This is a genomic window from Streptomyces guryensis (genome assembly GCF_021261325.1).
Taxonomy (GTDB): domain Bacteria; phylum Actinomycetota; class Actinomycetes; order Streptomycetales; family Streptomycetaceae; genus Streptomyces; species Streptomyces guryensis.
The window spans coordinates 138,710-163,929 of record NZ_JAJSBI010000008.1 but is presented as its reverse complement, the minus strand read 5'-3'; the positions used below and the strand labels follow the sequence as shown (position 1 = coordinate 163,929).

At 68.9% G+C, this 25,220-nt stretch carries 25 protein-coding genes, 1 tRNA gene and 1 pseudogene; 11 read left to right on the top strand and 16 right to left on the bottom strand.

Annotation, left to right across the window (positions count from 1 at the left end; translation table 11 throughout):
• Positions 1–113 precede the first annotated feature (113 nt).
• The gene (locus LJ657_RS18290) at positions 114–809 is read left to right on the top strand and encodes a helix-turn-helix transcriptional regulator (RefSeq protein ID WP_232649681.1); all 696 of its coding nucleotides are present in this window, start codon (positions 114–116) and stop codon (positions 807–809) included.
• 95 nt (positions 810–904) lie between these two features.
• Here LJ657_RS18290 and LJ657_RS18285 read toward each other — a convergent pair whose 3' ends face one another.
• Both LJ657_RS18285 and LJ657_RS18280 read right to left on the bottom strand, forming a co-directional pair.
• Entirely contained in the window at positions 905–1,213 is a 309-nt protein-coding gene (locus LJ657_RS18285; RefSeq protein ID WP_232649680.1) for a hypothetical protein, read from the bottom strand.
• Positions 1,214–1,234: 21 nt separating this feature from the next.
• Positions 1,235–2,926 (bottom strand): sodium:solute symporter family protein, encoded by a 1,692-nt coding sequence (locus LJ657_RS18280; protein ID WP_232649679.1) that lies wholly within the window; start codon positions 2,924–2,926, stop codon positions 1,235–1,237.
• Positions 2,927–3,104: 178 nt separating this feature from the next.
• Here LJ657_RS18280 and galT point away from each other — a divergent pair, with 178 nt between their 5' ends.
• From galT to galK, 3 genes are read left to right on the top strand one after another with little or no spacing between them, the layout of a single operon-like run.
• A complete protein-coding gene (gene galT / locus LJ657_RS18275) occupies positions 3,105–4,163 on the top strand; it encodes a galactose-1-phosphate uridylyltransferase (protein ID WP_232649678.1) in 1,059 nt (352 codons plus the stop codon).
• Positions 4,163–5,131 carry a UDP-glucose 4-epimerase GalE gene (gene galE, locus LJ657_RS18270; protein ID WP_232649677.1) on the top strand — a complete coding sequence of 323 codons (969 nt, stop codon included), beginning with the start codon at positions 4,163–4,165 and terminating at the stop codon, positions 5,129–5,131. Before galT ends, galE begins: the two co-directional genes overlap by 1 nt.
• Positions 5,131–6,285 (top strand): galactokinase, encoded by a 1,155-nt coding sequence (gene galK / locus LJ657_RS18265; RefSeq protein ID WP_232649676.1) that lies wholly within the window; start codon positions 5,131–5,133, stop codon positions 6,283–6,285. The genes galE and galK overlap by 1 nt, the downstream gene beginning before the upstream one ends.
• Before the next feature lie 81 nt (positions 6,286–6,366).
• Here the strand turns inward: galK and LJ657_RS18260 are convergent, their stop codons facing one another.
• On the bottom strand, positions 6,367–6,822 hold the full coding sequence (locus tag LJ657_RS18260) for a GNAT family N-acetyltransferase (protein WP_232649852.1): 456 nt from the start codon (positions 6,820–6,822) through the stop codon (positions 6,367–6,369).
• Positions 6,823–7,112: 290 nt separating this feature from the next.
• Between LJ657_RS18260 and LJ657_RS18255 the strand changes: the two genes are divergently transcribed.
• Positions 7,113–7,886: a LuxR C-terminal-related transcriptional regulator gene (locus LJ657_RS18255; protein WP_232649675.1), complete on the top strand. Its 774-nt coding sequence runs from the start codon at positions 7,113–7,115 to the stop codon at positions 7,884–7,886.
• 156 nt (positions 7,887–8,042) lie between these two features.
• On the opposite strand, the gene tamR is transcribed toward LJ657_RS18255, so the two are convergent.
• Entirely contained in the window at positions 8,043–8,540 is a 498-nt protein-coding gene (gene tamR, locus LJ657_RS18250; RefSeq protein WP_030941878.1) for a MarR family transcriptional regulator TamR, read from the bottom strand.
• A gap of 89 nt (positions 8,541–8,629) precedes the next feature.
• Between tamR and LJ657_RS18245 the strand changes: the two genes are divergently transcribed.
• From LJ657_RS18245 to LJ657_RS18235, 3 genes are all read left to right on the top strand, one after another.
• Complete coding sequence (locus LJ657_RS18245; protein WP_232649674.1) at positions 8,630–9,442, top strand: trans-aconitate 2-methyltransferase; 813 nt, start codon at positions 8,630–8,632, stop codon at positions 9,440–9,442.
• Positions 9,443–9,444: 2 nt separating this feature from the next.
• The gene (locus LJ657_RS18240; protein ID WP_232649851.1) at positions 9,445–9,810 is read left to right on the top strand and encodes a VOC family protein; all 366 of its coding nucleotides are present in this window, start codon (positions 9,445–9,447) and stop codon (positions 9,808–9,810) included.
• Positions 9,811–9,887: 77 nt separating this feature from the next.
• Positions 9,888–10,061: a CsbD family protein gene (locus tag LJ657_RS18235; RefSeq protein WP_232649673.1), complete on the top strand. Its 174-nt coding sequence runs from the start codon at positions 9,888–9,890 to the stop codon at positions 10,059–10,061.
• Positions 10,062–10,114: 53 nt separating this feature from the next.
• On the opposite strand, the gene LJ657_RS18230 is transcribed toward LJ657_RS18235, so the two are convergent.
• Both LJ657_RS18230 and LJ657_RS18225 read right to left on the bottom strand, forming a co-directional pair.
• A complete protein-coding gene (locus tag LJ657_RS18230; protein WP_232649672.1) occupies positions 10,115–10,792 on the bottom strand; it encodes a TetR/AcrR family transcriptional regulator in 678 nt (225 codons plus the stop codon).
• Entirely contained in the window at positions 10,789–11,796 is a 1,008-nt protein-coding gene (locus LJ657_RS18225) for an acyl-CoA desaturase (RefSeq protein WP_232649671.1), read from the bottom strand. The genes LJ657_RS18230 and LJ657_RS18225 overlap by 4 nt, the downstream gene beginning before the upstream one ends.
• A gap of 313 nt (positions 11,797–12,109) precedes the next feature.
• Between LJ657_RS18225 and ppc the strand changes: the two genes are divergently transcribed.
• Positions 12,110–14,842 carry a phosphoenolpyruvate carboxylase gene (ppc, locus tag LJ657_RS18220; protein ID WP_232649670.1) on the top strand — a complete coding sequence of 911 codons (2,733 nt, stop codon included), beginning with the start codon at positions 12,110–12,112 and terminating at the stop codon, positions 14,840–14,842.
• A 63-nt stretch (positions 14,843–14,905) separates the two neighbouring features.
• Here the strand turns inward: ppc and LJ657_RS18215 are convergent, their stop codons facing one another.
• From LJ657_RS18215 to LJ657_RS18180, 8 genes and pseudogenes are all read right to left on the bottom strand, one after another.
• Positions 14,906–15,583 carry an LAVTG motif-containing sortase-dependent surface protein gene (locus tag LJ657_RS18215; protein WP_232649669.1) on the bottom strand — a complete coding sequence of 226 codons (678 nt, stop codon included), beginning with the start codon at positions 15,581–15,583 and terminating at the stop codon, positions 14,906–14,908.
• Positions 15,584–15,717: 134 nt separating this feature from the next.
• On the bottom strand, positions 15,718–16,233 hold the full coding sequence (locus tag LJ657_RS18210) for a hypothetical protein (RefSeq protein ID WP_232649668.1): 516 nt from the start codon (positions 16,231–16,233) through the stop codon (positions 15,718–15,720).
• 52 nt (positions 16,234–16,285) lie between these two features.
• Positions 16,286–16,888 (bottom strand): aminoacyl-tRNA hydrolase, encoded by a 603-nt coding sequence (gene pth / locus LJ657_RS18205; RefSeq protein WP_232649667.1) that lies wholly within the window; start codon positions 16,886–16,888, stop codon positions 16,286–16,288.
• Between the two features lie 72 nt (positions 16,889–16,960).
• Positions 16,961–17,557, bottom strand: coding sequence for a 50S ribosomal protein L25/general stress protein Ctc (locus LJ657_RS18200; protein ID WP_232649666.1), 597 nt, complete (start codon positions 17,555–17,557; stop codon positions 16,961–16,963).
• A 198-nt stretch (positions 17,558–17,755) separates the two neighbouring features.
• On the bottom strand, positions 17,756–18,736 hold the full coding sequence (locus LJ657_RS18195; RefSeq protein ID WP_232649665.1) for a ribose-phosphate diphosphokinase: 981 nt from the start codon (positions 18,734–18,736) through the stop codon (positions 17,756–17,758).
• Positions 18,737–18,811: 75 nt separating this feature from the next.
• Positions 18,812–20,260, bottom strand: a complete 1,449-nt coding sequence (gene glmU, locus LJ657_RS18190) for a bifunctional UDP-N-acetylglucosamine diphosphorylase/glucosamine-1-phosphate N-acetyltransferase GlmU (protein ID WP_232649664.1) — start codon at positions 20,258–20,260, stop codon at positions 18,812–18,814.
• A 121-nt stretch (positions 20,261–20,381) separates the two neighbouring features.
• Positions 20,382–20,453 (bottom strand) — tRNA-Gln (locus LJ657_RS18185).
• 23 nt (positions 20,454–20,476) lie between these two features.
• A pseudogene (locus LJ657_RS18180) lies at positions 20,477–21,336 on the bottom strand (hypothetical protein).
• 167 nt (positions 21,337–21,503) lie between these two features.
• Here LJ657_RS18180 and LJ657_RS18175 point away from each other — a divergent pair.
• Complete coding sequence (locus LJ657_RS18175; protein ID WP_232649663.1) at positions 21,504–22,811, top strand: sensor histidine kinase; 1,308 nt, start codon at positions 21,504–21,506, stop codon at positions 22,809–22,811.
• 24 nt (positions 22,812–22,835) lie between these two features.
• Here LJ657_RS18175 and LJ657_RS18170 read toward each other — a convergent pair whose 3' ends face one another.
• The gene (locus tag LJ657_RS18170) at positions 22,836–23,330 is read right to left on the bottom strand and encodes an SUKH-3 domain-containing protein (RefSeq protein ID WP_232649662.1); all 495 of its coding nucleotides are present in this window, start codon (positions 23,328–23,330) and stop codon (positions 22,836–22,838) included.
• A 62-nt stretch (positions 23,331–23,392) separates the two neighbouring features.
• Complete coding sequence (locus tag LJ657_RS18165; protein ID WP_232649661.1) at positions 23,393–23,926, bottom strand: YwqJ-related putative deaminase; 534 nt, start codon at positions 23,924–23,926, stop codon at positions 23,393–23,395.
• 295 nt (positions 23,927–24,221) lie between these two features.
• On the opposite strand from LJ657_RS18165, the gene LJ657_RS18150 reads away from it, so the two are divergent.
• A complete protein-coding gene (locus LJ657_RS18150) occupies positions 24,222–25,220 on the top strand; it encodes an SMI1/KNR4 family protein (protein ID WP_269786613.1) in 999 nt (332 codons plus the stop codon).

Below are 25,220 nucleotides of genomic sequence, written 5' to 3'. Positions count from 1 at the left end.
CCGGGGGCATGAAGAGCGGGGGAGCCGGGAGGGGGCTCCTGTCCGCGCGGACCGGTGGGCATCCATAGTGCGGCATCCATGGGGATCCATCGGGGGGACTGGGGGGTTACTCGATGGGAGTGCGGCTCATGGTGGTCGACGACCACCGACTGCTCGCCGAGGCGCTGGCCTCGGCGTTGAAGCTGCGGGGGCACCGGGTGCTCGCCGCGGCGGCGCCTGCCGCGGGCGCAGCGGAGCTGGTGATCACCCGCGCGCCGGAGGTGTGCCTGCTGGGTACTGCGACCCCGGCCGAGCCGGGCATCTTCGACCCGGTGGTGAAGATCAAGCGGGAGCGTCCGCAGGTGGCGGTCCTGGTGCTGGGCCCGGTACCGAGCCCGCGCGGCATAGCCGCCGCCTTCGCCGCCGGTGCCTCGGGCTACGTACGCCATGACGAGCGCATAGAGGGCGTGGAGCGCGCCATCATGAAGGCGAGGGCGGGCGAGGCGGCGGTGGCCCCGCAACTCCTGCAAGGAGCCTTCAGCGAGCTCCTGAACCCCGCCGCCCAACCGGACGACGAGGGCCAGCGCCTGCTCCAGATGCTCACCCCGCGCGAGGTCGAGGTCCTGGTCAGGGTCGCCGACGGCGAGGACACCCGCCTGATAGCGGCCGGCATGGGCATCGCCCCCAGCACCGCGCGCACCCACGTCCAGCGGGTCCTGATGAAACTGGGCGTGGGATCACGCCTGGAGGCAGCGGCCCTGGCGGCACGAACGGGTCTGCTGGACCGAGCCGGCCCGGTGACCTCACCTTCGGAGCAGCCGCTCCTTTGAGGGCGCGGGGCTGTGTCGATATGCGGCTGCCGCCGCGTGAGCGCGACCAGCCCCCACACACCCGCGGACGGCACACGAGCCCGGGTCGTACGGCGCTATTCCGCCCCCTCCTCCGGAGGAACGGGCGGAGGCGTCGGCCGAAGCCGGAGCCAGGCCAGGAAGAAGATGCCGAGCAACAGCATCCCGATCCCGGTCCACAGATTGATGTTGACGCCCTGCGCCTTGTCGATCGCGGCCTGACCGTCGGTGATCCCGGCGATCGTGACGATGACGCCGTACAACACGAACAGACCGCCGATGATGCGCCGCAGGTCGAAGATGCGCGCGGCGGTCGCGGACTTGCCCTCCAGTTCGGTGACTTCCCGGTGGACGTCGTGCTCGGAGTGCTCGGAAAACTCAGCCATGGTGTCTCAATCCTCCCGCGGTCAGAACGAGAACGGGATGTAGCAGGCGGCAGCCAGCACGACCGCACCCCAGCCCAGCAGCGTGGGCCTGCGGTACCAGGCGTCGTCGCCGGCGGCGGGCGGCTCGGCCACGCCGGGCGAGGTGGTGCCGTAGACCAGGCCCTGGAGTTCCTCGGCCGGCTTGGGCCTGGTGAACAGGGACACGACCACCATGACCACCGCACCGGCGACGAAGCCGACGATCGCGGAGACGAAGTTGGCGCCCTGGTCGGAGGGGATGTCGATGATCCCCCTCTTGTAGATCACGAAGTAGTTCACCATCGCGGCCACGGTGCCGGTGAGCAGGCCCCAGAAGCCGGACTTGGCGGACGCGCGCTTCCAGAACATCCCGACGATGAAGACGGCGAACATCGGCACGTTGAAGAAGGAGAACAGGGTCTGGAGGTAGCTCATGATGTTCGAGAACGACGACGCCAGGAAGGCCGTGCCGACCGAGGCGCAGACGCCGACCACCGTGATCAGCCGGCCGAAGCGGACGTAGTAGCCGTCCTCGCGGCCCCTGACCACGTACCGGGCCCAGATGTCGGTGGTGAACACGGTGTTGAAGGACGACACGTTGGCCGCCATGCCCGCCATGAAGGCGGCGAGCAGACCGGTCACGGCGATGCCCAGGACGCCGTTGGGCAGCAGTTCCTGCATCAGGTAGGGGATGGCGTCGTTGTACTGGTAGCCGGAGGCGGGGGTGCCGAACTTCGGCACGAGCGCGGCGGCGACCAGGCCCGGGATCATCACCAGGAAGACGATGAAGATCTTCGGGTACGCGGCGATCAGCGGGGTGCGCTGGCCAGCGGAGAGGTTCTTCGCGGACAGCGCTCGCTGCACCTCGGCGAAGTTCGTCGTCCAGTAGCCGAAGGACAGCACGAAACCGAGGCCGAGCACGATGGTCAGCCAGTTCGCGCCCAGCGGGTTGGAGCTGCCGATGCCGGTGCCGCCCCACGCGGTGGTGAAGTTCGCGCCGTGGCTCGCGGTGAGCTTGTCGGTCAGCCCGCCCCAGCCGCCGACCTTCTTCAGGCCCAGCACCACGATCGGGATGAGCGCCGCGAGGATCACGAAGAACTGCAGCACCTCGTTGTAGATCGCGGACGACAGGCCGCCGAGCGTGATGTACGCCAGCACGAAGGCGCCGGCGACCACGATCGCCACCCACTGCGGCCAGCCCAGCAGCGCCTCGACGACGATGGCGAGGGCGTAGAGGTTCACACCGGCGATCAGGATGGCGGCGAACGCGAACAGGACCGAACTCAGGATGTGTGCCCACTTGTCGAAACGGAGCAGCAGCATCTCGGGGACCGAGCGCACCTTGCTTCCGTAGTAGAAGGGCATCATCACCAGGCCGAGGAAGACCATGGCGGGGATGGCGCCGATCCAGTACCAGTGCACGGTGTAGGCGCCGTACTGCGCGCTGTTCGCGGCCATGCCCAGGATCTCGGTGGCGGCCAGGTTGGCCGAGATGAACGCGAGGCCGGTGATCCAGGCGGGCAGTGAGCGCCCGGAGAGGAAGAAGTCGAGGCTGGTCTTCACCGACCGGCGGGCGGCGAATCCGATGCCGAGGACGACGGCGAAGTAGATACCGAGGATCGTGTAGTCGAGCCCGTTCGTGGGGAGTCGTAGCTCGGCGGCCAGTTGCATGGACTGATATGTGGGGGTTTGCATAAGTACTCGCTTCGTCGCGTGAACTGATCCAGAGCGGAACCTACGCCGACGTGTTCAGTAATTGAACACTCCTGTTGATGCTCTTTGTTGGATTGTGATGTTGACGGATGGGGGGGTGCGTGTTCCAATGTGTTTGGTTCTGTTTGATGATTGATGTGGCTCGAATAGGGAGTCCGCAGTGAAGAAGACCTCGACCCGCCTGGCCGACGGTCGCGAGTTGATCTACTACGACCTGCGCGACGACAACGTGCGCGACGCGGTGGACCACCGGCCGCTGGAGCGGACGGTCACGACCTCCGAGATCCGCCGTGACCCGCTGCTCGGCGACGCGATCGCCGTCGCCTCGCACCGCCAGGGCCGCACCTACCACCCGCCGGCCGACGAGTGCCCGCTGTGCCCCTCCCAGGACGGCCGGCTGAGCGAGATCCCGGACTCGTCGTACGACGTCGTCGTCTTCGAGAACCGCTTCCCCTCCCTGGCCGGCGACTCGGGCCGCTGCGAGGTCGTCTGCTTCACCTCCGACCACAACGCGTCCTTCGCCGACCTCACCGAGGAGCAGGCGGCGCTGGTCCTGGAGGCATGGACGGACCGTACGTCCGAGCTGTCGCATCTCCCCTCCGTGGAGCAGGTGTTCTGCTTCGAGAACCGGGGCGCGGAGATCGGCGTGACGCTCGGACATCCGCACGGCCAGATCTACGCCTACCCGTTCACGACGCCTCGCACCGCCCTGATGCTGCGCCAGGTCGCCCAGCACAGGGAGGCGACGGGCGGGGGGAACCTCTTCGACCACATCCTGGAGAGCGAACTCGCCGGTGAGCGGGTCGTCCTGGAGGGTGAACACTGGCTGGCGTTCGTGCCGTACGCCGCGCACTGGCCGTACGAGGTGCACCTGTACCCCAAGCGCCGCGTGCCCGACCTGCTCGGCCTCGACGAGGAGGCGCGCACAGAGTTCCCCAAGGTCTATCTGGAACTCTTGAGGCGCTTCGACCGGATCTTCGGCGAAGGTGAACCGCCCACGCCCTACATCGCGGCCTGGCACCAGGCACCGTTCGGCGCGCTGGAGGACTTCGAGGGCGTCAACCGTGACGACTTCGCGCTCCACCTAGAGCTTTTCACCATCCGCCGGACCTCCGGCAAGCTGAAGTTCCTCGCGGGTTCCGAGTCCGGCATGAGTGTGTTCATCAACGACGTGCCGCCGGAGCGCGCGGCCGAGCGACTGCGAGAGGTAGCGAGTTGATGAGCGGTAAGTACCTGGTCACCGGGGGCGCGGGCTATGTCGGCAGCGTGGTCGCCCAGCATCTGCTGGAGGCGGGCCACGAGGTCGTCGTACTCGACAACCTCTCCACGGGCTTCCGGGAGGGCGTCCCGGCCGGTGCGACGTTCATCGAGGGGGACATCCGCGACGCCGCCAAATGGCTGGACTCCTCCTACGGCGCGGTCCTGCACTTCGCCGCGTTCTCGCAGGTCGGCGAGTCGGTCGTGAAGCCCGAGAAGTACTGGGACAACAACGTCGCCGGCACCATGGCGCTGCTCGGCGCGATGCGCGAGGCGGGCGTCCGCAAGCTGGTCTTCTCCTCCACGGCCGCCACCTACGGCGAGCCGAAGGAGGTCCCGATCGTCGAGTCGGCGCCCACCTCGCCGACCAACCCCTACGGCGCCACGAAGCTCGCCGTCGACCACATGATCACCGGTGAGGCGGCGGCGCACGGCCTGGGCGCCGTCTCGCTGCGCTACTTCAACGTGGCGGGCGCCTACGGCGAGCAGGGTGAGCGCCACGACCCCGAGTCGCACCTCATCCCGCTGGTGCTGCAGGTCGCGCAGGGCAGGCGGGAGGCGATCTCGGTCTTCGGCGACGACTACCCGACGCCGGACGGCACCTGCGTCCGCGACTACATCCATGTCGCGGACCTCGCCGACGCCCACCTGCTCGCGCTGAAGGCCGCCACCTCCGGCGAGCACCTCATCTGCAACCTGGGCAACGGCGAGGGCTTCTCGGTCCGCCAGGTCATCGAGACGGTCCGGCAGGTCACCGGCCACCCGATCCCGGAGGTCGCGGCCCCGCGCCGCGGCGGTGACCCTGCGGTCCTGGTGGCCTCGGCCGCCACGGCCCGCGAGAAGCTGGGCTGGAACCCGTCCCGCGCGGACCTCGCGGGAATCGTGGCGGACGCGTGGGAGTTCGCACAGAACATCGCGAGGGAGCAGTAGTGGGCGCAGTGCAGGTGCGGGACGGTTTCGAGGAGCTGTACGGGACCGCGCCCGAGGGTCTCTGGTCGGCGCCGGGCCGCGTCAACCTCATCGGTGAGCACACCGACTACAACGACGGCTTCGTGATGCCCTTCGCGCTGCCGCACACCGCGATCGCGGCGGTCTCGCGCCGCACGGACGGTGTGCTGCGCCTGCACTCGGCGGACGTCGAGGGCGGTGTCGTGGAGCTGCGCCTCGACGAGCTGACCCCGGAGTCGGACCGCGCCTGGACCGCCTACCCGGCGGGTGTGGTCTGGGCCCTGCGCGAGGCCGGTCACGCGGTGACCGGCGCGGACGTCCACCTGTCGTCGACGGTCCCGTCGGGCGCGGGCCTGTCGTCCTCGGCGGCGCTGGAGGTCGTCGTGGCCCTGGCGCTCAACGACCTGTACGAACTGGGCCTGCAGCGCTGGCAGTTGGCCCGCCTGTGCCAGCGCGCCGAGAACGTCTACGTCGGCGCCCCCACCGGCATCATGGACCAGACGGCGTCGGCCTGCTGCGAGGAGGGCCACGCGCTCTTCCTCGACACCCGGGACCTCTCCCAGAAACAGATCCCCTTCGACCTGGCCGCGGAGGGCATGCGCCTGCTGGTGGTGGACACCCAGGTCAAGCACGCCCACAGCGACGGCGAGTACGGCAAGCGGCGCGCGGGCTGCGAGCGGGGTGCGGCGCTGCTGGGCGTCGACGCCCTGCGTGACATCCCGTACGCCGACCTGGAGGCGGCCCTCGTCCGCCTCGGCGACGACGAGGAGGCGGTCCGCCTGGTCCGCCATGTCGTCACGGAGGACGAGCGGGTGGAGAAGGTCGTCGCCCTGCTGGAGGCCGGCGACACCCGCGCGATCGGCCCGGTGCTGGTGGCGGGCCACGCGTCCCTGCGCGACGACTTCCGTATCTCCTGCCCCGAGCTGGACCTGGTCGTCGACACGGCCCTGGCCTCCGGGGCCCTCGGCGCCCGCATGACCGGCGGCGGTTTCGGCGGCTCGGCGATCGTCCTGGCGGAGGCGTCCGACGTGGACACCATCACCAAGGCGGTCGAGGAGGCGTTCGCCTCCGGCGGTCACACGGCTCCCAGGGTGTTCGAGGCGGTGCCTTCGGCGGGTGCGCGGCGCCTGGGCTGAGCCCCTGGAGGCTGAGCCCCCGGGCCCCCGCTCTCGGCCTGAACGGCCTCGTCCTCAAAGCCCGGACGGGCCGAGTGGGTGTCACCCCAGCCGCTTCGTCAAGGTGTACTCCGTGATCCCCGGCGGATAGTCGGGGATCACGCACACCACGTCGTACCCCTTCTTCCGGTAGAACCCCGGTGCCTGGAAGTCCCATGTCTCCAGCCGGGCCGACGTGCAGCCCCGCTCGTCGTGCGCGATCCGTTCCGCCTCCGCCAGCAGCCGTGAACCGAGGCCCGCGCCGCGCCACCGCTCGTCCACCCACAGGTATGCCACGTGCAGCCAGGTCGTCCAGGTGTGGCCCACCAGGCCCGCGGCCAGCTCGTCCCGCTCGTCCAACACCCACACATGGAGCGGAAGTTCACGTTCGGCCGGGGTTCTGCGCAGTGCGCGCAGCACGGGGGAGGCCTTCGTGTTGGTGTCGCGCAGTCGGGAACGGAGAAGATCGCGCCGGGCCCTGTCGACTTCTGTCTCAAGACGAAACATGCGGCTCACGATAAACGCGTCGGCCAGCCAGTTCTGCAAATTACCTTCCGCTCCCGGCCCCCGGCCGTACCCTGATGAACAGCACCGGTGGGGGCCGGTGCCGATCAGGGGGCGAGACAGTCGGGTACGACGCCCGAAGTGGGGGTAGCAGTTTCCGCACGGCGGCGGCCGTGCGGTGTGCCGTTCCAGTCCCAGGTGCTCAAAGGTCGACCTGGGGCGCTTCGGGCGCCGTACCTGCGCCCGTGCCGTCTCCCGACAATGGGGTATCCCCTGCTCTTCGAGAGCTCGGGGAAGGGGGTTTCGTGGTTCGCATCCGAGTCCTGGTCGTCGATGACCATCGCATCTTCGCCGAGTCGCTCGCCGCCGCACTGGCGGCCGAGCCCGACGTCGACGTCTCCGCGGCCGGCAGCGGTCCCGCCGCGCTGCGCAGCCTGGAGCGTGCGGCAGCCGAGGGGCGCCGCTTCGACGTGCTGCTCGTCGACTCCGACCTGGGCGGCAACGTGCCGGGCGTACGGCCCGCCGTGCCCGTCCAGGAGGGCAATGAGGAGGGGCTGGTCGACGGGATCTCGCTGGTCGCCGGCGTGCGTTCCGGGCAGCCGGGCGTACGGATCGTCGTGCTCGCGGAGAAGGACGACCCGCGGCGCGCCGCCCTCGCCCTGCAGGCCGGGGCCTCCGGCTGGGTGGCCAAGGACTGCTCGCTGTCCCGGCTGCTCAACGTCATCCGGGGCGTCCTGCGCGACGAGACACATCTGCCGCCCGCCCTGCTCACGGGCGTCCTCAGGGAGTTGACGGCCGCGCGCAAGCACCGCACGGAGAGCGAGCGGCTGGTGGAGTCCCTCACACCGAGGGAGCGGGAAGTGCTGCGGTGCATGGTCGCGGGGCTGGGGCGCAAGGCCGTCGCCGAGCGCCTGTTCCTCTCCCCGCACACCGTCCGCACCCATATGCAGAACGTCCTCGGCAAGCTGGGCGTCCACTCGACACTGGCTGCGGTCGCGCTCGCGCGGCGGGCGGGGGTCGGCCCGGTCGACCTGGGCCCCGCGGCCCGGATCCTGCCGGAGGAGAGCAGCAGCGCCTGATGAACGCCGGTGCCCGTAGCGCCCCGAAGGGGCGCGGGGCTGCATTTGACATGCGGCTCCGCCGCGCGGGCGCGACCGGCCACGACGAAGCCGCAGACGACCGACGGGCATGTCGCGGTACCACCCACACGGCTCTCCCGGCGGAGCGCCTTGCGCCTAGCCGGGGATGTTGTCGAACGGCGCGGTCAGCTGCCGCAGCAACCCCGCAAGCTCCCCGCGCTGCGCACGCGACAGCTCGGCGAGGATCGCGCGCTCCTGGTCGAGCAGTCCCGCCAGGGCCTGGTCCGCGCGGTCCCGGCCCTCGTCCGTCAGCCGCACCAGCACACCGCGGCGGTCACTCGGGTCGGGCAGCCGCTCCACCAGGCCCTTCTTCGCCAGGCGGTCGATGCGGTTCGTCATCGTGCCCGAGGTGACCAGGGTCTGCGTCAGCAACTGTCCCGGCGAGAGCTGATATGGCGTGCCCGCGCGCCTGAGCGCCGTCAGCACGTCGAACTCCCAGGGCTCCAGGCTGTGCTCGGCGAAGGCCAGCCGGCGCGCCCGGTCCAGGTGCCGGGCCAGTCTGCTCACCCGGCTGAGCACCTCGAGCGGTTCCACGTCGAGGTCCGGACGCTCCCGGCGCCATGCTGCGACCAGTCGATCGACCTCGTCCTCCATGACGATCAGTGTAGTGGTTGTGTCGACGTGAAGTCTCTTGACGTCAAGTCTCTTGACATCGAGATAAGTGGGCGGGGAAGGTAGGGGACATGAGCACCCCCACCTGGGACCCCACCCAGTACCTCCGCCACGCCGGCCACCGCGCCCGCCCCTTCGCCGACCTCCTCGCCCGCGTCCCCCGACTGCCGTCCGAGGCGCCCGCCGTCGCCGACCTCGGCTGCGGCCCCGGCAACGTCACCGTCCTGCTCGCCGACCGCTGGCCCGCCGCCCACATCACCGGCTACGACAACTCGCCCGAGATGCTCGACAAGGCCCACACCGACCACGCCGGCCCCACCCCCGGCGGCGGCCGCCTCGACTTCGCCCCCGCCGACGCACGGACCTGGGCGCCCGCACAGCCGTACGACCTGATCGTCAGCAACGCCACCCTCCAGTGGGTCCCCGGCCACGCGGAGCGTTTCGGGGAGTGGATCGCGGGACTGAAGCCCGGCGGCACCTTCGCCTTCCAGGTCCCGGGCAACTTCGGCGCCCCCAGCCACCGGCTGATGCGCGAACTCGCCCACTCCGCCCGTTGGAGGGACCGCCTCGCCGACACCCTCCGCCACGACGACGCCGTCCTCGCGCCCGAGACCTACCTGGAGCGCCTTACCGCCCTCGGCTGCGAAGCGGACGTCTGGGAGACCACCTACGTCCATCTCCTGACCGGCGAGGACCCGGTGCTCGACTGGGTGAAGGGGACCGGGCTGCGGCCGGTCCTCACCGCCCTCGCCGACGACCCGGCAGAACGGGAGGAGTTCCTGGACGAGTACCGGACGGCCCTGCGGAAGGCCTATCCGTCCGGTGCGCACGGTACGGCGTTCCCGTTCCGCCGGATCTTCGCCGTCGCCCGCAAGGAGGCATGAACGTGATCACTGCCGTCGACCACGTCCAGCTCGCCGCACCGCCCGGCTCCGAGGACCGGCTGCGGGCGTACTACACCGACGTCCTCGGGATGACCGAGATCCCGAAGCCGCCTGTGCTCGCGGCGCGGGGCGGGTGCTGGTTCCAGGCGGGGGGCGGGGTGCAGCTGCACCTGGGGATCGAGAGGGACTTCCGGCCCGCGCAGAAGGCCCACCCGGGGCTGCGGGTCACGGACATCGAGGCGTACGCCGCCCGACTTGAGGCGCATGGGGCCGCGGTGACCTGGGACGGCAACCTGCCGGGACACCGGCGCTTCTACTCCGAGGACCCCGTCGGCAACCGGCTGGAGTTCCTGGAGCCGAAGCGCTGACCCGGGTTTGCCCGGCACCGTGACGGTTACCCGCCCTCCTGACACCGAAGTCCAACCTGACCGGGAGTTGATCGACGGTGGCGAAGGACCAGAAGGCGAAGGGCAAGAAGGAACAGGCCAAGGGCAAGGCCAAGGAAGCGGCAGGGCGCGCCGTCGGCAACGAGAGCATGACGGCCAAGGGCAAGGGCGAGCAGGCGAAGGGCGACGCGCGCCAGGCCAAGGAGAAGGCGAAGGACGTCTTCAAGCACTGACGGGCGGGACACACGCGGCGGGACCTCGCACCGGGTCCCGCCGCGTGTCTGTCTCAGCTCTTCCGGCGCCCGATCAGGTGCGGCTTGGCCTCCAGCCCGTCCAGCCCGTGCCACGCCAGGTTCACCAGATGAGCCGCGACCTCCGCCTTCTTCGGGCGGCGCACGTCCAGCCACCACTGGCCGGTCAGGGCGACCATGCCCACCAGGGCCTGCGCATACAGCGGGGCCAGCTTCGGGTCGAAGCCGCGCAACTTGAACTCGCGGCCCAGGATGTCCTCCACCTGGGTGGCGATGTCCGAGATCAGTGACGCGAAGGAACCAGTCGACTGCGGAATGGGGGAGTCACGGACCAGGATGCGGAAACCGTCCGTGCTCTCCTCGATGTAGTCCAGGAGCGCGAAGGCCGCCTGTTCGCACAGCTCACGGGGGTGACCGGCCGTCAGGGAACTCGTCACCATGTCCAGCAGGCGCCGCATCTCGCGGTCCACCACCACCGCGTACAGCCCCTCCTTGCCGCCGAAGTGCTCGTACACCACCGGCTTGGACACCCCGGCCTTCGCCGCGATCTCCTCCACCGACGTGCCCTCGAAGCCCTTGGTGGCGAACAGGGTGCGACCGATCTCGAGCAGCTGCTGACGGCGCTCGGCCCCCGTCATCCGGGTGCGCCGGGCTCGCCGCGGCTTCTCATTCGTCGGGGTGCTGCTGGAGTCGGTCGCCACGGCGTCAATCATGCCGCCTCCGCCGACTCCTTCCGGGGCTGAGAGCCGTCCTGGCCTGTGTTACGGCGTGAATCGATACGCGAGCGTGACGGCCAGCGCACGTCGTACGCCCAGCCGAACGCCTCGAACCAGCGGATGATGCGCGCCGAGGAGTCCAGCTGGCCGCGCATCACACCGTGCCGCGCGGAGGTCGGGTCGGCGTGGTGCAGGTTGTGCCAGGACTCGCCGCAGGACAGCACCGCGAGCCACCACACGTTGCCCGACTTGTCACGCGACTTGAAGGGCCGCTTGCCGACCGCATGGCAGATCGAGTTGATCGACCAGGTCACATGGTGCAGCAGAGCCACCCGAACGAGTGAGCCCCAGAAGAAGCCGGTGAACGCACCCCACCAGGACATCGTCGCCAGACCACCGATCAGCGCCGGCAGAGCCAGCGACAGCACCGTCCAGAGGATGAACTGCCGGGAGATCGCACGGATCGCCGGGTCCTTGATCAGATCCGGCGCGTACTTGTCCTGAGGCGTCCGCTCCTCATCGAACATCCACGCGATGTGCGCCCACCACAGACCCTTGATCAGCGCCGGAAGGGTCTCGCCGAAGCGCCACGGGGAGTGCGGGTCGCCCTCCGCGTCGGAGAACTTGTGGTGCCTGCGGTGGTCGGCGACCCAGCGCACCAGCGGACCCTCCACCGCCAGCGAACCGGCGATGGCGAGCGCGATGCGCAGCGGGCGCTTCGCCTTGAAGGAGCCGTGGGTGAAATAGCGGTGGAAGCCGATCGTCACTCCGTGGCAGCCGAGGTAGTAGAAGAAGACCATCAGGCCGAGGTCGAGCCAGCTCACGCCCCAGCCCCAGGCCAGCGGGACAGCCGCGAGGAGCGCCAGGAAGGGGACGACGATGAAGAGGAGAAGGGCGAACTGCTCGACGGACCCCTTCTTCTCGCCGCCGAGGGTTGCCGAGACTGGGGTGTCGTTGTTCGCCTTCGGGGCGTCGTCGATCACATCGGAGCTTGTGGTCATGGGGCGTCCCCTGTGGGGTCGAGGGTTGTGAGGGTGAGGCCGGGCCGGCCGTGGGGACCATGCCCGCTTTCCGTTACGACGGTCCCTACGGTTCCGTAACCTACGGCGTCGTAAGTATGGCAGCGAGTCACCCGGCGGCAAGAGCCCGAAATTATGCGCGTCCGCATGGACACCTATCCTGGAGTCGGTCGGACAGCGCGGTCCGCTCTGATTCCTTTCCCGGATGTCAGGGCCGTATGCGGCGCCCGCCGCGCGGCCCCAGACGCCGGGTTCCCCTCCCGGACGAGCTTCAACACTGCAAGGAGCCGCACCTGTGAGCAGTGCCGACGACCAGACCACCACGACGAGCAGCGACCTGCGCGCCGACATCCGGCGACTGGGCGACCTCCTCGGCGAGACCCTCGTGAGGCAGGAGGGCCCAGAGCTGCTGGAACTCGTCGAGAAGGTCCGCCGCCTCACCCGCGAGGACGGAGAGGCCGCCGCCGAACTGCTGCGCGGCACCGAACTGGAGACCGCGGCCAAGCTGGTCCGCGCCTTCTCCACCTACTTCCACCTGGCCAACGTCACCGAGCAGGTCCACCGCGGCCGCGAACTGCGCGAGCGCCGCGCCGCCGAGGGCGGACTACTGGCCCGTACCGCCGACCGGCTGAAGGACGCCGACCCCGAGCACCTGCGCCAGACGGTCCGCAACCTCAACGTCCGCCCCGTGTTCACGGCGCACCCCACCGAGGCCGCGCGCCGGTCGGTCCTCAACAAGCTCCGGCGCATCGCCGCACTCCTGGAGACCCCGGTCATCGAGGCCGACCGCCGCCGCTACGACACCCGACTGGCCGAGAACATCGACCTCGTATGGCAGACCGACGAGCTCCGCGTCGTCCGCCCCGAGCCCGCCGACGAGGCCCGTAACGCCATCTACTACCTCGACGAGCTCCACGCGGGCGCCGTCGGCGACGTCCTCGAAGACCTCACCGCCGAACTGGAGCGCGTCGGCGTCAAGCTCCCCGACGACACCCGCCCCCTCACCTTCGGCACCTGGATCGGCGGCGACCGCGACGGCAACCCGAACGTCACCCCCCAGGTCACCTGGGACGTCCTGATCCTCCAGCACGAGCACGGCATCAACGACGCCCTGGAACTCATCGACGAACTCCGCGGCTTCCTGTCGAACTCCATCCGCTACACCGGCGCCACCGAGGAACTCCTCGAATCCCTCCAGGCCGACCTCGAACGCCTCCCCGAGATCAGCCCCCGCTACAAGCGCCTCAACGCCGAGGAGCCCTACCGCCTCAAGGCCACCTGCATCCGGCAGAAGCTGGAGAACACCAAGCAGCGCCTCGCCAAGGGCACCCCGCACGAGACCGGCCGCGACTACCTCGGCACCGGCGAACTGCTGACGGACCTCACCCTCATCCAGACCTCCCTCCGCGAGCACCGCGGCGGCCTCTTCGCCGACGGCCGGATGAACCGCACCATCCGCACCCTCGCCGCCTTCGGCCTCCAGCTCGCCACCATGGACGTACGCGAACACGCCGACGCCCACCACCACGCCCTCGGACAGCTCTTCGACCGCCTCGGCGAGGAGTCCTGGCGGTACAGCGACATGCCCCGCGAGTACCGGGCCAAGCTCCTCGCCAAGGAACTCAGGTCGAGGAGGCCCCTGGCCCCCACCCCGGCCCCCGTCGACGCACCCGGCGAGAAGACCCTCGGCGTCTTCCAGACCGTCAAGCGGGCCCTGGAGGTCTTCGGACCCGAGGTCGTCGAGTCGTACATCATCTCCATGTGCCAGGGCGCCGACGACGTCTTCGCCGCCGCGGTCCTCGCCCGCGAGGCCGGGCTGATCGACCTGCACGCCGGCTGGGCGAAGATCGGCATCGTCCCGCTGCTGGAGACCACCGACGAGCTCAAGGCCGCCGACACCATCCTGGAGGAGATGCTCTCCGACCCGTCCTACCGCCGCCTCGTGGCGCTGCGCGGGGACGTCCAGGAGGTCATGCTCGGCTACTCCGACTCCTCCAAGTTCGGCGGCATCACCACCAGCCAGTGGGAGATCCACCGCGCCCAGCGCCGACTGCGCGACGTCGCCCACCGCTACGGCGTACGCCTGCGCCTCTTCCACGGCCGCGGCGGCACCGTCGGCCGCGGCGGCGGCCCCTCCCACGACGCCATCCTCGCCCAGCCCTGGGGCACCCTCGAAGGCGAGATCAAGGTCACCGAGCAGGGCGAGGTCATCTCCGACAAGTACCTCGTGCCGTCGCTGGCCAGGGAGAACCTGGAACTCACGGTCGCGGCCACCCTCCAGGCCTCCGCCCTGCACACCGCGCCCCGCCAGTCCGTCGAGGCCCTCGCCCGCTGGGACGCGGCCATGGACGTCGTCTCCGACGCCGCCCACGGCGCCTACCGCAGGCTCGTCGAAGACCCCGATCTGCCGACGTACTTCCTCGCCTCCACGCCGGTCGACCAACTCGCCGACCTGCACCTGGGCTCGCGACCCTCACGCCGCCCCGGCTCGGGCGTCTCGCTCGACGGACTGCGCGCCATCCCGTGGGTGTTCGGCTGGACCCAGTCCCGGCAGATCGTCCCCGGCTGGTTCGGCGTCGGCTCCGGCCTGAAGGCCCTGCGCGAGGCCGGCCTCGACACCGTGCTCGACGAGATGCACGAACAGTGGCACTTCTTCCGCAACTTCATCTCCAACGTCGAGATGACGCTCGCGAAGACCGACCTCAGGATCGCCTCCCACTACGTCGACACGCTCGTCCCCGACGAGCTCAAGCACGTCTTCGACACCATCAAGGCCGAGCACGAACTCACGGTGAGCGAGGTGCTGAAGGTGACCGGCGAGGACGAACTCCTCGACGCCACCCCGGTGCTGAAGCAGACCTTCACCATCCGCGACGCCTACCTGGACCCCATCTCCTACCTCCAGGTCACCCTGCTCAAGCGCCAGCGCGAAGCCGCGGCCGCGGGCGAACAGCCCGACCCGCTGCTCGCCCGCGCCCTGCTGCTCACCGTCAACGGCGTGGCAGCGGGCCTGCGTAACACCGGCTGAGCCCCACACATATGAGGGTGCCCCCGGCTCGTACGAAGCCCGGGGGCACCCTCATGCCGTACGTCAGGCCCGGCGCCGGCGCACCACCAGGTAACCGCCGCCGGCCACCAGCGCGGCCGCGACACCCGACAGCAGTCCCACAGGAGCACTGCTACCGGTCTCGGCCAGGTCGCCACCCCGCGGGGACGCGGAAGCGGACGCGGACCCGGACGAAGGCGCGGACGAAGACGAAGACCCGGGCGACGGAGACTCCGACGAGGACGCAGACGGGGACGAGGACGCCGACGAGGAAGCCGACGGCGAAGGCGTCGAACCGCCGCCGCCCGCCGAGTCCTTGCAGTCCGTCCAGAACACCTTGTGCTTGGCGGCACCCTTCTCACCGTCGAAGTTCCAGAACAGCTTGTAGTGCCCGTCGGGCAGCGACATGTCCGCCGTACGGCCATGCCCCCCGGAGTCCAGCGTGATGGCACCGGTCTTCACCGTCTTGCCCTTCACACCGGCCGTCGGAGCCCAGGCCTCGATGTGCCAGTCGACCTTCTGGACCGCGTCGAAGCCGAACGCGTCCAGATAGAACGTGCAGACGTGCGGCTCGTTGCGCTTCAGCGCCTCGCCGGTGGTGGCGTCATGGATCTTCACAGTCCCGTTGTCACCGGGAACAGTGGCGTGAGCGGCAACGGGCGCCGAGAACAGCGCCGTCGCGGCGACGGCGGACAGGGCGCCGGCGCGGGTGAGGGTACGCATGGGGCAGTCCATCTTCGAGTTACGGACGGGAAGATGTGGAGGGGGCGGCTCAGCATCCAGCCACACCTGACCCAAGGTCAATCACGAACGCACAACGCTCGGATTCTCCACAGGACGGAGAACGGGCAAAGTCGTCAGACAGTCACGAAAGCTGCCGTGAGCAACACGACCCCCGACCCCGCCATGACCCACGCGGCCCGCGTCCGCCCCAGCCCCCCGGCCACCACCACCGAAGCCAGCAGCAACGCCCCGCCGAACGGAACCCACGCATACAGAATCCCCGCCGGCCCCGACCGCACCACCTCATCGCCGCCCGGCTTCACCACCACCGTGTACGTCCGCCCCTTCCGCACCGCGACCGTCTTCTCGATGAAGACCCGGTCCCGAACGGAAGAACCCCGCGAAATCGGCGTATAGCGACCCGTGCACGAATCGTCCCCGCACCGCGTCACCTCGATCGTGCCGCGCTCCCGGCCCTTCGTGAGCATCACATACGGAGCCGTCCGCCACGACGCCCACACCCCGGCGATCAGAATCACCACCGCGACCGCACCCATCACCGCGAAACGCCCGAACCGCAACGCGGTGACCGAGGCCCGGCGCGAGACCTGACGGGACGAAGCGGCTGTGGCAGGCATGGCCGGGATCATTGGCCATGCCCCCACGCCAGGTCAACTCCCGCCGGATCCAGCGGGCGACAAGTCAGGAGTTGTACGTGCTTTGCGCCCGCTCCAGGCCCTCGATCACCAGACACTCCACCGCATCCGCAGCCCGGTCCACGAAGTAGTCCAGCTCCTTGCGCTCCGCAGACGAGAAGTCCTTCAGCACGAAGTCGGCGACCTGCATACGACCCGGAGGCCGCCCGATCCCGAACCGCACCCGGTGATACTCCGCACCGAACGCCTTCGTCATCGACTTCAGCCCGTTGTGCCCGTTGTCCCCACCACCGAGCTTCAACCGGAGAGTGCCGTACTCGATGTCCAACTCGTCATGCACGGCCACGACGTTCGCCACCGGCACCTTGTAGAAATCCCGCAGCGCGTTCACCGGACCACCCGACAGATTCATGTACGACATCGGCTTCGCCAGAATCACCCGCCGGTTCGCCGGCCCCGGAGGCCCGATCCGCCCCTCCACGACCTGCGCCTGCGCCTTGCCCGCCCGCTTGAACCTTCCCCCGATCCGCTCGGCCAGCAGATCGGCCACCATGAACCCGACGTTGTGCCGGTTCATGGCGTACTCCGGTCCCGGATTCCCGAGGCCCACAACGAGCCAGGGGCCATTGACGGGGGTGGTCACATCCATCTCTCCTTGATACGCGCCAGCCGCTGCCCCCTACGGGAACAGCGGCTGACGAACGGTCGAACAGGGTGAGGATCAGGCCTCGGCGACCTCGTCGCCCGCGGCCTCCTCGCCCTCAGCGGCCTCCTCCGCCTGCGCGGCGAGGACCTGCAGGACGACGGTGTCCTCCTCGACGGCCAGCGTCGTGCCCTTCGGAAGCGGGATGTCCTTCGCCAGGATGGAGGCACCGGCCTCCAGGCCCTCGATGGACACCGTGACGGACTCGGGGATGTGCGTGGCCTCGGCCTCGACCGGCAGCGCGTTCAGCACGTGCTCCAGCAGGTTGCCGCCCGGCGCCAGCTCACCCTCGGTGTGGACGTAGATCTCCACGGTGACCTTCTCGCCGCGCTTCACCAGCTGCAGGTCGACATGCTCCAGGAAACCCTTGATCGGGTCACGCTGAACCGACTTCGGGATCGCCAGCTCGTTCGTCTTGCCGTCGATGTCCAGCGCGATCAGGACGTTCGGCGTACGCAGCGCCAGCAGCAGGTCGTGACCCGGAAGGGTCAGGTGCAGCGGGTCGGAACCGTGGCCGTACAGAACACCGGGAACCTTGCTGTCACGACGGATACGACGGGCAGCACCCTTACCGAACTCGGTACGGGTCTCGGCGGTGAGCTTCACCTCGGACATGATCACTCCTCGTACAGGTAGATACGGACGTGGTCACCCGGCCACGAACGGCCTGCTACGAAGAGCGCGTCGATAACGGACAGCCATACCCCGCCAAAAACGGGTACGGCCTCCCTCGCCGAGCAACTGCAGCAGTCTACTCGGACAGGGAGGCCACACCCAAAACGATCTACACCAGGGTCCGCCGGCGCAGAACCCTTACTGCTCGTCGAACAGGCTCGTCACCGAACCGTCCTCGAACACCTCACGCACCGCACTCGCAATCGTCGGCGCAATCGACAACACCGTGATCTTGTCCAGATCCCTGCCCAGCTCAGCCGGCGTCGGCAACGTGTTCGTGAACACGAACTCACTCACCCGGGAGTTCTTCAACCGGTCCGCCGCAGGCCCCGACAGCACACCATGAGTCGCCGTCACGATGACGTCCTCGGCGCCATGCGCGAACAGCGCGTCGGCCGCCGCACAGATCGTGCCACCGGTGTCGATCATGTCGTCGACCAGCACACACACCCGACCCTTCACCTCACCCACGACCTCGTGGACGGTGACCTGGTTGGCGACGTCCTTGTCACGACGCTTGTGCACGATCGCCAGCGGCGCACCCAAACGGTCACACCACCGGTCCGCCACCCGCACCCGACCCGCATCCGGCGACACAACCGTCAACTTGGCCCGATCGACCTTCCCACCCACATAGTCCGCAAGCAGCGGAAGAGCGAACAGGTGATCCACCGGCCCGTCGAAGAAGCCCTGGATCTGGTCGGTGTGCAGATCCACGGTCAGAATGCGGTCCGCACCCGCCGTCTTCATCAGATCAGCCACCAGCCGCGCCGAGATCGGTTCACGACCACGGTGCTTCTTGTCCTGCCGCGCGTAACCGTAGAACGGCACGATCACCGTGATGGAACGCGCCGACGCCCGCTTCAGCGCATCGATCATGATCAACTGCTCCATGATCCACTGGTTGATCGGAGCGGTGTGGCTCTGGATCACAAAGCAGTCCGCGCCACGCGCCGACTCCTGGTAACGGACGTAGATCTCACCGTTCGCGAAGTCGAAAGCCTTCGTCGGGACGACGCCGACCCCCAGCTGCAGGGCGACCTCCTCGGCAAGCTCGGGGTGGGCGCGGCCGGAGAAGAACATCATCTTCTTCTCGCCGGTCGTCTTGATCCCGGTCACAGCTGTCTCCTCAGAGGTGTCTCAACTGGGTGTGCACCTATCACGGTACGCCGTGTCCGGCGCACCCGTTTCCGGTCAGTCCTCGCCCTCGACCTGCCGAGACGCCGCCTCAGCAGCCTTCGCCGCCGCACTCCCCGGACGCTTACGAGCCACCCAACCCTCGATATTCCGCTGCTGACCACGGGCCACAGCCAGCGAACCGGGCGGCACATCCTTCGTGATCACGGACCCCGCAGCGGTGTACGAGCCGTCCCCGACCGTGACGGGAGCCACAAACATATTGTCCGAACCCGTCCGGCAATGCGACCCGACGGTCGTGTGGTGCTTCTCCTGACCGTCGTAGTTCACGAACACGCTGGCAGCACCGATGTTGGTGTAGTCACCGATCGTCGCGTCACCGACATAGGAGAGGTGGGGGATCTTCGTCCCCTCGCCGATGGAGGCGTTCTTCGTCTCGACGTACGTACCGATCTTGCCCTTCGCACCCAAGCGGGTCCCCGGACGGAGATAGGCGAACGGGCCCACTTTGGCCTGCGGGCCGACGTAGGCGCTGTCGGCCACCGTGTTGTCGACACGCGCCCCGGCGTCGACGTGCGTGTCGGTCAGGCGAGTGTTGGGCCCGACCTCGGCACCCTCACCCACGTGCGTGGAGCCGTGCAGCTGCGTACCGGGGTGGACGACCGCGTCCTGCTCGAAGGTGACGGTGACGTCGACCCAGGTCGTCGCAGGGTCGATCACGGTGACGCCGGCAAGCATCGCTTCGGTCAGCAGCCGGTCGTTGAGGATCCGCCGCGCCTCGCTCAGCTGCACACGATTGTTGATCCCGGCGATCTCACGGTGATCACCCGCGACCGAGGCCCCCACCCGGTGACCGGCCTCACGGAGGATGCTGAGGACGTCGGTCAGGTACTCCTCACCCTGACTGTTGTCCGTACGGACCTTCTTGAGCGCGTCCGCCAGCAGCAGACCGTCGAACGCGAAGACACCGGAGTTGATCTCACGGATCCCGCGCTGCGTCTCGGTGGCGTCCTTGTGCTCGACGATCTCGACGACGGCACCGGTCGCCTCGTCCCGCACGATCCGGCCGTAACCGGTGGCGTCCGGGACCTCGGCGGTCAGCACGGTGACGGCGTTGGAGTCGGTGGTGTGCGTGGCGGCGAGCTGCCGGAGCGATTCACCGGTGAGCAGCGGGGTGTCGCCACACACGACGACGACCGTGCCGTCGACGCTGCCGCCGAGCTCGTCCAGGGCGATGCGTACGGCGTGACCCGTGCCGTTCTGCTCCGCCTGCACGGTGGTGCGCACGGCGGGGTCGGTCTCGGCGAGGTGGGCGGTGACCTTCTCGCGGGCGTGCCCGACCACGACGACGAGGTTCTCGGGGTCCAACTCACGGGCGGCGGCGAGCACATGCCCCACAAGGCTGCGGCCACAGATCTCGTGCAGGACCTTGGGTGTGGCCGACTTCATACGGGTGCCCTCACCCGCTGCGAGAACGACGACGGCTGCCGGGCGAATGGCGCTCACGGGGTTGCCCTTCGGCTGTGGAGTGGGTGGGGACATCCGCAGGATACCGGGGCGTTTCGTGGGGGACATGGGAGCGGGCCCTGACGGTGCTGTCACCGGTCAGGACCCGAACTTGGTTGAGCTCCCCCGCCAGGACTTGAACCCGGACAGATGGCACCAAAAGCCACAGTGCTGCCAATTACACCACGGGGGAATAATCTCGACCAAACCAGACATTTAGCCAGGCTGTCGAGCGGCGCCTCCTACTATGCCGTACCAGGCGCCCTCCATGCGACGATACAAGTCGGCGCTCCGGAGCACGTAGACGATCAGGCAACCGCGGTAGGCCTCCGAAGTGTTCTTCCGGTTCGTCTTCGGGTTGTGCTTCTTGAGGGTGGCCTTCTGGAACGTCGAAGGCTCCACGCCCACCAGCCGGGCCCAGAACTCCTCGGCGTCAGTTGTGTTGGCCGACTCGTGGATGCTGACTCTGAAGCGCAGGCGCTCGCGCTCGACGCCCAGGACGTCGAGCCAGCGCATGAAGAAGCTGATCACATTCGGGTCGCTGTTGATGAAGTGCAGCCGCTCGCGGCGACTGTACGACTTGCCCTTGGCGCCCTCTGCCCAGTAGAGGACCACGCCCGCCAGGAACACCTCCCGGTCGGACAGGTCGCCGACGGCCTGCTTGGCGACCGCCTTCGTGTGTTGGCGCTCCTCGTCGCGTCGTTGCAACGTTGCTTCCCGGCCGCGCCTGGCGATGGCCGAAGCCTCTTCGGGGCTGCGCTTGTGCTCCGGCTTCGGCAGATCCCGTACCCATAACGAGATCGAACTCTTCGAGCACCCCAGCTCCACCTGGATCTGGTCGTACGTCCAGCCCTGGAGTCGTAGCCCCTCGCCCTGTGCCGGAGGTCGTCCTTCGCGTTCGGGCGCTTCGTCCATTCCGGAGGGGGCTCGCCCTCCAGGAGGCGGTTGAGGATGTCGTTGTTGTCGACGTGCAGGCGGTCGCGGATCTGGCGGCGGCTGAGTCCTGCGCGCCGCAGCGCGACCGCCTGCTCCCGCAGTCCTTCGAAGTCGGCGTATTTGCCGTGTGAATGTGCCATGGGCATACCGTCCGGGCGGAATCCGGGCTTCCGGGGTCGAACGATGTGTGATTCAGCAGTTCGAGGGATATTGGTCTGTTTCGCTTACGTTCGGTTACGGACTGTGGTGTAGACCCATCGCGGAAACTCGCCGGAAAACGGGGCGCGGGCGCCCTTAGGCTGGAGGCATGACCACGACGGGGGAAGAGCGCATGGCGGCCCGGGGAGGGCCGTGGTGGTGGGCCAGGTGGCGCAGTGCGGTGTTGGATGTCGGCCTTGCGGTGGCGTCCGCGGTGGAGTGTGCGTTCGAGGGTGTTCGGTTCGCTCGGGACGCGGGGATTCCGGTGGCCGCGGGGGTTGTGTTCGGGGCGTTGGCGGGCTCGGCACTGCTTGTGAGGCGGCAGTGGCCGATTGCCGTGGTGTTGGTGTCCATCGCGATCACCCCGGCCCAGATGGGCTATCTGATGGGGATCGTCGGGCTGTACACGCTCGCCGCTTCCGAGTTGCCGCGGCGGATCATCGCTTCGCTGGCGGGGATGTCGCTCGTCGGCATGTTGATCGTGATGTTCGTGCGGGTGCGGCAGGACATGGACAAGGGGTCCTGGGATCTGGGGGACTGGTTCGTTCCGTTCGCGGCGATCACGACGGCGATCGGGATGACTGCGCCGCCTCTGCTGCTGGGTTTGTACGTGGGGGCCCGGCGGCGGTTGATGGAGAGCTTGCGGGAGCGGGCGGACAGTCTTGAGCGTGAGTTGCAGCTGCTGGCCGAGCGGGCTGAGGAGCGGGCCGAGTGGGCGCGGAACGAGGAGCGGACTCGGATTGCGCGGGAGATGCATGACGTGGTGGCCCATCGGGTGAGCCTGATGGTTGTGCATGCTGCTGCGCTGCAGGCCGTTGCCCGTAAGGACCCCGAGAAGGCCGTGAAGAACGCGGCGTTGGTGGGGGACATGGGGCGGCAGGCGTTGACCGAGTTGCGGGAGATGCTCGGGGTGTTGAGGAGTGGGGACGGTGGTGCTCGGCGGGCCGAGCAGGCCGTTCCGTTGGTGGCGGTGGGGGTGGCTGCTGCGGTGGCGGCTTCGAAGGCCGTGGATGAGGGGGAGGGGCCCTGTCTGGAGGAGTTGGAGGAGCTCGTCGGGCAGTCGGCGGCTGCGGGGATGGTGGTGGATCTGTCCGTCGAGGGGGATGTGCGGTCGTATGCCGCTGAGGTCGAGCAGACCGCGTATCGCGTCGTGCAGGAGGCGTTGACGAACGTCCACAAGCATGCGGCGGGTGCGAAGACGTATGTGCGGCTTGCGCATCGGGTGTCGGAGATCGCGATGCAGGTGGAGAACGAGCCGCCGCCGGAGGTGGCTTCGGCGTCGTCGGCGCGGTTGCCGTCCGGGGGGAACGGGCTGGTGGGGATGAAGGAGCGGGTGACCGCGTTGGGTGGGGTGTTCGTGTCGGGGCCGACGGATGCCGGGGGTTTCCGGGTGTCCGCGGTGATTCCGGCGGCGTAGCGGCCCCTGTGTGTGTCCGGGGGTTCAGCCTGCTGTGAGGCGTACGGGTTCGATGCCTGAGACGAGGCTGCCGAGGGCTTGGTCGATGTCGGGGCCGAGGTACCAGTCGCCTGTGTGATCGAGGGCGTAGATGCGGCCTTCGGTGTCGACGGCGAGGAGGGAATGGGTTTCGGTTTCGGTGCCGAGGGGGCTGACTTCGGTGTCGAGGGCGCGGCCGAGGTCGCTGAGGGTGCGGGCCATGTGGAGGCCGTGCAGGGGGTCGAGGTGGAGGGCCGAGGGGGCGATCTGGCGGCCCGGTCCGGTGGGTGTGATGTGGAGGCCGCCGAATTCGGCCCAGGCTTCGACGGCGGCGGGGAAGACGGCGTGGCGGTGGCCTGCTGGTGAGGTGTGGTCGCGGAGGGCGTCGGCCCAGATCTCGGCTTGTTTTATGTCCCAGCGTCCGGGTTGCCAGCCGGCGGCGCGGAGGGCGGCGTCGACGGGTACGGGGAAGCGCGTGGTCGAGGTGCGGTCGGGGTGCATCTGCCCTTCGATCGTCGAGGTCCTGGGTGGGCGCGGGGCCGTTTCGCGTGTGGTGGTGGGGGTCAGTTGTCTGCTGCGGGGTCGACGATGCGGACGCCGTAGTGGGCGCTGAGGGCGGTGCAGGCGCGGCAGGGGGTGGCGAAGCTGCCGTGCAGGGGGTCGCCGTCCTCGCGGATGCGGCGGGCGGTGAGTTTGGCCTGTTTGAGGGCTTTGCGGGCTTCGCCGTGGGTCATGGGTCTGCGGGTGGCGCGTTTGCTGCGGGCGGCGTCCGCGTTGGCTATGTGGCGGGAGATGAGGATGGTTTCGGCGCAGCGGCCGGTGAAGCGGTCGCGTTGGGCGCTGGTGAGGGTGTCGAGGAAGTCCTGGACGAGTGGGTGCAGGGGTGGGGGCCGGTCGCCGCGGGCGGCGGTGCCGGTGAGGGTGGCGCCGCGGACGGAGAGTGCGGCGGCGACGGTGGGGAGTATGCCGTCGCGGCGGTGGAGCAGGGTGGGTGCGTGGGGGGTGTCGGTGGCGCTCCAGCCGATGCGGGGGTCGCCGGACGGCCCTGTGTGCGGTGCCGTGTGTGGTCCCGCCTGCGTCGAGTTCATGATCGTCATCCCCTCCCGAGCCTCCCCCGGACGTCACAGAGTGCCAAATGCCGTGGCTGGTGCGGAAGCTGGGGCGGTGCGACACGCCCGGGTTTGGGCGGGCTGTCACGGCGGGGTGACGGCTGGTCACGGAAGCGGAGGGCGGCTGACCGGTGCCCGGTGACCGGTGCGGTCGTACCGCATAGGCTGTCGGCACCGCGATCCACGCGGCGGACGTGTGGAGAGGGTTGTACAGGAGATACGGGGCGGGTTGGCCGATGGCGGTCATCGCGGTCCGTAACGAACGCCGCAGGGGGCAACCGCCATGACGACAGGTCGGCTCGGGCAGCAAGCCGCGCCGCCGAACGCGGCCTATGCCGGGCAGGTCGTGCATTTCCCGGATCCGGTCCGGGCCGCACGTCACCCGAGAGGGGTACGGGTTGACGAGCGTGGTTACCCCGATTTCTCGGTCTATGCGCGTGCCGCTGCGGAGATTGCGGAGCCGCCGGAGGGTTTCGGTGTCGACGAGCTGCGGCTGACGGACTATGTGTCGGCGAATGCGGCGTTGGCGGCGACGGGTCATGAGTTGTGGGACACGGTGCCGGCGGTGGCGACGCCGCATGGCTGGACGTGGCATCACGTGGTGGGTTCGCGGCGGCTGGAGTTGGTGCCGGTCGAGGTGAAGGCGTTGCTGCGGCATCACGGTGGGATCGCGACGGCGGCGGTGGATCAGGGCAAGCGGGGGACGCGGCCGTTGCAGGAGACGCGGCCGGCGCATTTCGGGTTGCCGAAGTCGGGTGTGGCGGTGACGGAGTCGCAGGTGCAGGGGGTCGAGGAGGACCTCGGGTATCGGCTGCCGGGTGCGTACCGTTCGTTCCTGAAGGCGGCGGGTGGGTGTGCGCCGGTGGGGGCGGCGCTGGACGCCGAGTTGGGGCTGTTGGTCGACCAGCCGTTCTTCACGGTGCGGGACGAGGCGGCGGTCAATGATCTGGTCTACGTCAACAAGTGTCTGCGTGACCATCTGACCAAGGATTACTTGGGTGTTGGGTTTGTGCAGGGCGGGTTGCTGGCGGTGAAGGTGAAGGGCGAGCGGCTCGGTTCGGTGTGGTTCTGTGCGTATGACGACGCTCGGGACGTGGATCCTTCGTGGGCGCCGGCGGACCGGGTGGAGCGGTTGTTGCTGCCGTGCGGTGAGGACTTCGACGCGTTCCTGTCGCGGCTCGCGGGCGATCCGCCGGAGTTGGAGACGGTGGCGAATCTGATGGTGGACGGCGGGTTCGCGCATTCCGTTCCGGTCTCTTCCGTCTCTCCGGTGGGGGAGTGA